Consider the following 5,324-nt stretch of genomic DNA (forward strand, 5'->3'; position numbering starts at 1 on the left):
CGTTGATGATGCCGACATTGAGTATTCGAAAAGACACCTGGGTGAAAAATCAGAAACCTGATCCTAAATTAGAAGTTAACGGCGTTTATGCCTTAGGAAAAAACAATTTGGTCGAATGGTTTTCAGATAAAGAGTTCAAGGGAGACCGGTGGATGGAGAAAAGTACGGCTCGTTCGCCGTTAGTCGTCTATATCAATGGAAAGCCCGCTCAAACCGTTTCCATTCAAAGACCGAAACCTCACATTACGCTTCGCAAAGGTGACAATCTGATTTTTGATGTTCATGTGAAATGCAAGGCGATCACAGTTGAATCCCAGGAGGCAGTAGATGAGAAGTCTTTACGAAAACAAATTGAAAAGCAGATTATAGAAGAAATCGAGCAAACGTTCAAACAAGGCAAAAACCGAGGCGTCGATATCTATCAGCTGGAGCATACCATGTATAAACAGGATTTCAAGCAGTGGGCTAACTTGACCTCGAATGGCAAGCAGCCGCTTGAAGGCTATCAGTTAGGGGATGTCCAAGTGGACGTTCGACTTACGCATTCGGGCATGCTAAGAGAGAGGGAACGAGAGCAGCAGTACTGATTATAGCAAACAGTGCTCCGTGCAGCGGAGCGGCGGGGGGGAGCGAAAGCTTGCCTCTTTTTGCTGCGGCTGCCGCGGTCAGGGTTCGGCTCGCAATTTATTAGAATTGCATTACTTGGTGAGGGGTTTCGTGAAGGCAGGATTAGCCTGCAAAAAGGGCAGTAAATATTCGATTTTATGAGAATTTGATAGATAATCCTGCATAAAGTACATCGAATTTCCTATCAGCTTCGTCCCAGTCACTCCACAATCGCCTTTCCATCCGCAGCATCGCCGTCATTCTACAGCCTACTCGCCCCCATCCGAGCATCGCCGTCACTCCACAATCTACCCGTCCACGACCATCAGCTGCCGCAGTCCCTCCAACGCTCTCCACCAACTCCCCCAGACACGCGCGCACCTTCCGACCAGTTTAGAAATATTTAAGAATTGTTTTAGGCGAGGTTAATAGGTGTTTTAGAGGCAATTAAGATCGGCGGGATAAGATGATTACATGGAAGCGAGGAACGCATCCAAATTAGATAAAGCGTTAGAAGACGCGGAGGCCAAAAGATATGAGTAAGAAGTTAGCAATGATGGGATTAGGCGTGGCGGTAGGCAGCATGATGCTGGTGACGTCGGTATACGCTGGTGTGGGCGATGCGCCCGGGTACGAGACGTTTAAGTCAGCCGTGAAACAAACGGCAACCGTACACAATGTAACACGTCAAGTGAACGTGACGCTGAATGATAACGGAGTTCAATTGCTGGGCGTCAAATCTACCATTAAAAGCAGCGGTGCGAACCACGCAGGAAGCGCAGAAGTGACCGTGAATAACGGTACCAACGAACAAACCATTCATTTCTACAACCAAGATGGCAAACAAATTATAAAAACAGATGACTCCGATGTGTACAAAGTGCTAGAAGGAGAGGGTATGGGCGGCAAATTCATAGATCAAGAAGGCGCAGGGCATACACCGGATCCTCAAGTCGTTAGCGAAGTGGAAAATGTGGTCGACGCCCTCGTCGGCAACCTCAAAAACTATGTCACCATGGATGAAACCGCAGGCAATATGAAGGAGATTCATTTCAAATTGTCAGGCAGCCAAATTTCTCCGGTGGTCAACACGATCGGCTCGCTCGCCATCAAGCATGGTGCGATGGAGAACAATCATCGTCCAATGCCATCCAAGGCAGATACGCTTGGTGTTGACGTGACAACACTCAAAAACAGCCTTCCCCAATTAACTTCCGACATCAAGATGGATGAAGTAGAAGTGAACGCTAGTGTAGACAGCGATAATCATATCACAAATCAAACCGCACAAATTCATATTTCCGGTAAAGATGCACAAGGAACAGCACACAATGTCGTATTGAGTGTGGATATGACGCTGTCCAGCCTGAACTCGACAACGCCTGATACGGTAGATTTGACAGGGAAGCAACTGGAAACCGTAAAGATTGACCCTGAGAAATCTCACCACAGAAACTAAGGAACAAGGAAGGAGGCAGGGGACCCCCCCACCTCCTTATTCCCCTGAAAGGCGGCTACCGCATGAAGCCAGTCGTAGAAATCAATCGTCTGACGAAGATTTACAATAATTTGCGAGGCATCCACGAGGTGAACATGACGGTGCAGCAAGGCGACATCTATGGGTTCTTCGGACCCAACGGCGCCGGGAAGACGACGGTCATGAAGATCATGACCGGCTTAACCAAAGCTCAGCAAGGAGAAGTGAAGCTATTTGGCCATCCTGTATCTACACACTATGAGCAGGCAATGGCCAAGGTAGGCGTGCTGATCGAAACCGCCGAAGCTTACTCCTATATGAGCGGCAGACGGAATTTGGAGCTGGCCGCGAGATTTTACCCAGAGATCGGTAAGCAGCGTATAGACGAAGTGCTGGAAATCGTCGGACTTACCCCTTTTCAGCAGGAGAAGGTAGCGGGTTACTCGCTCGGCATGAAGCAGCGATTAGGAYTCGCGGCCGCGATGTTGTCGAAGCCGGAGCTGCTCATACTCGACGAGCCGACGAATGGCCTGGATATCGAGGGAATGGTTCACATCCGCGAAATCATTATGCATCTGGCGCGAGAAGAGCGCATCACCTTCCTGATCTCCAGCCATCTCATCCACGAAATGGAGTTGATGTGCAACCGCATGGGCATCATTCATCAAGGACGGCTTGTCCGCGAGGGGCTCGTGTCGGAGATAGCCCAAGGTAGCGCGACGCTGGAAGAAGCGTACTTGCGCGAAATTAAAGAAGTAAGGAGGCTCGCTGCGCATGCATAGCCTAACAGCCAACGTCTGGAACGAAACGATCAAAATCACGTCCAAGAAGAAAACGATCTTTTTCCTTGCAGTTACGCTGCTGCTTCCGCTTCTGGCGGGGCTGCTGMTGTCCCAGTTTCAGAGCGGTATTGGAATCGGAGCGATTGCCTCGCAAGATTTTCCCATCATCATGCTTGGACTGCTTACGAGTATTTTTCTGCCGTTATTCGTGTTCATGGGGTCTGCAGACGTATTCTCTGGTGAGATGGGCGACCGCACGATGAAGAACACATTGACGCGGCCAATTACGCGGTTCAAGGTGTTCGCTTCCAAGCAGATTGCGCTTGGTGTTTTTATAGCACTGTACCTAATTGCCGGTTTGCTGGCATCGGTTATCTCAGCGCTGTTTTTCCAGCATTTTGGCGGATTTGGTACGGTTATGACCTGGTTCCTCGCGTATGGCGCGGCCTTTCTGCCACTTCTAGTGCTTAGTATCGGCGCTGTGTTTCTGGCGCAGTTCTTCTCCAGCTCCTCCTCAGCATTGACGGTAAGCATACTTCTTTATTTGGCTTTTAAAGTGGCAGCTTTTTTTATTCCCCAGATCGCCACATACTCGCCTACGGCCTACACAGACTGGCATATGCTTTGGATTGGAAGCGGCATGGCGCTTGGCAAGGTGAGCAGCATCTTTATGTTTTTGACAGCGTGTAGTATATTGTTTTTTACAGCAGGTTTTTATTTGTTTGATAAAAAGGAGATCTGAACACGATGTCGATTCGCTTACGGCTGGTACTCTCATACATTGCCATGCTGCTTGTACCTCTCGTCCTTTCGGGGCTAGCCGTGATCCTAATCTCCATCGCAACGTTCGGCAATCTGAAGTCCGGCTTTCAGGTCGATTTCTCCCAGGGCAACCCGATCAAACGTGTCGTTGAGCAAGAACTCGAGAATGTCGCTTACATGAAAGCCAAAACGGAGACGGAACCCGACGCTTTCCTCGATCCGGTGTTTATTCAGGATTTGGAGGACCGTTTTCATAAAATTAATATGGGTATTATCATCCGCAAAGATAAAGAAATCGCGTATAGCTCGCCTTATCTGAAGGAGGGAGAGGCGCAGGACAGCTCCAAACTTCCCGCTTACGGTACCTCCTCAGGCCAATTTCAGCGTAATCAAGGTTCTCTGTGGATAACTCGGCAGCAGGATTTTCTGTTTTCTGATCATAGTAAAKGGTCTGTTTTCGTATTTTTGGATGGAGGACCTTTTCAGAAATATTTGCACCAGTTTTCAAAATCGGTCATTTTGACGTTTATACTCATCCTAGTTGGTACGAACGGTGTGCTGACCTACTTCGTTTCACGCAGCATTATTAAACCTCTTAGGGCGCTCAAACGAGCGGCGGAGGAGATCAAGGACGGCAATCTGGATTTTGAAGTGGTACAACAGTCCGATGATGAAATTGGGGAGCTAAGCAGAGCTTTTGAAGAAATGAGGCGCAAGCTCAAGAAATCTGTTGACCTGCAGCTTCAATATGAAGAGAACCGCAAAGAGCTTATTTCTAACATTTCGCATGATCTGAAGACACCGGTTACGGCCATTAAAGGATACGCCCACGGCATCATGGACGGGGTCACGAATTCTCCGGATAAGCTGGATAAGTATATTCGAACCATTTACACCAAAGCGGCTGATATGGATCGGCTGATTGACGAGCTATTTTTATTTTCCAAGCTGGATCTGGGCAAAGTTCCGTTTCAGTTCGAAACCGTGGATCTTGGTCAGTATGTGCTGGATTGCGCGCAAGAATTACAGTTCGATATGGAGAAAAAAGGCGTGCATTTCAAGCTTGCCGAACTGCCAGAGGAGCCTCTCCTTGTAACGGCAGACCGAGATAAGCTGCGGCGTGTGCTGCTGAACATCATCGAAAATGCAGTCAAATATAGTGATGAAGGCAATTGCCGCATCACCTTAACACTCAGAGAAATCGACGGCAACGCCGTCATTCAAATAAAAGATTCCGGCCAAGGCATATCGGAAGAGGCGCTGCCTCATATATTTGACCGATTCTACCGGGCAGATCCTTCGCGCAATACCGCGACCGGAGGAAGCGGGCTGGGCCTTGCGATAGCCAAACAAATCATGGAAGAGCATGGCGGACGTATTGGTGCAACGAGTATGATCGGGCAGGGAACGACCGTGTATATGGCATTACCGCTTAACAAGCAGGAGGAGAGTCAAGGATGAGTCGGATTTTAATCATTGAGGATGAACAAAGCATCGCCGAACTGGAGCGGGACTATTTAGAGATCAGCGGCTACGAAGTTGATATCGAGAATAGTGGAGACAAAGGGCTGCAGCTTGCGCTCTCCAGGGAGTATGATCTCATCATTCTCGACTTAATGCTGCCGAAGATGGACGGTTTCGAAATTTGCCGGCGCGTTCGCAGCGAGAAGGACATTCCGATTTTGATGGTTTCCGCT

Annotated in this window: 7 protein-coding genes; 6 read left to right on the plus strand and 1 reads right to left on the minus strand. The window is 48.7% G+C overall.

All coding sequences use genetic code 11. The annotated features are described in order from the left end of the window. Positions 1-587 (plus strand): Ger(x)C family spore germination C-terminal domain-containing protein (locus AC1DUA_RS21870; RefSeq protein WP_477501784.1); only part of this gene is annotated, 587 nt, incomplete at its 5' end. Between the two features lie 175 nt (positions 588-762). Here the strand turns inward: AC1DUA_RS21870 and AC1DUA_RS21875 are convergent. Further along, positions 763-963 carry a hypothetical protein gene (locus AC1DUA_RS21875; protein WP_477501785.1) on the minus strand — a complete coding sequence of 67 codons (201 nt, stop codon included), beginning with the start codon at positions 961-963 and terminating at the stop codon, positions 763-765. Positions 964-1,141: 178 nt separating this feature from the next. On the opposite strand from AC1DUA_RS21875, the gene AC1DUA_RS21880 reads away from it, so the two are divergent. The 5 genes from AC1DUA_RS21880 to AC1DUA_RS21900 form a co-directional block, all read left to right on the plus strand. Continuing rightward, positions 1,142-2,065: a hypothetical protein gene (locus tag AC1DUA_RS21880; RefSeq protein ID WP_477501786.1), complete on the plus strand. Its 924-nt coding sequence runs from the start codon at positions 1,142-1,144 to the stop codon at positions 2,063-2,065. 62 nt (positions 2,066-2,127) lie between these two features. Then, positions 2,128-2,865 carry an ABC transporter ATP-binding protein gene (locus tag AC1DUA_RS21885; RefSeq protein WP_477501787.1) on the plus strand — a complete coding sequence of 246 codons (738 nt, stop codon included), beginning with the start codon at positions 2,128-2,130 and terminating at the stop codon, positions 2,863-2,865. Further along, positions 2,858-3,607, plus strand: a complete 750-nt coding sequence (locus tag AC1DUA_RS21890; RefSeq protein ID WP_477501788.1) for an ABC transporter permease — start codon at positions 2,858-2,860, stop codon at positions 3,605-3,607. The genes AC1DUA_RS21885 and AC1DUA_RS21890 overlap by 8 nt, the downstream gene beginning before the upstream one ends. A 5-nt stretch (positions 3,608-3,612) precedes the next feature. Then, entirely contained in the window at positions 3,613-5,088 is a 1,476-nt protein-coding gene (locus tag AC1DUA_RS21895) for a sensor histidine kinase (RefSeq protein WP_477501789.1), read from the plus strand. Then, positions 5,085-5,324 (plus strand): response regulator (locus AC1DUA_RS21900; RefSeq protein WP_477501790.1); only part of this gene is annotated, 240 nt, incomplete at its 3' end. The genes AC1DUA_RS21895 and AC1DUA_RS21900, both read left to right, overlap by 4 nt.

The sequence above is a fragment of the Paenibacillus sp. 01T422 genome, from assembly GCF_056398785.1.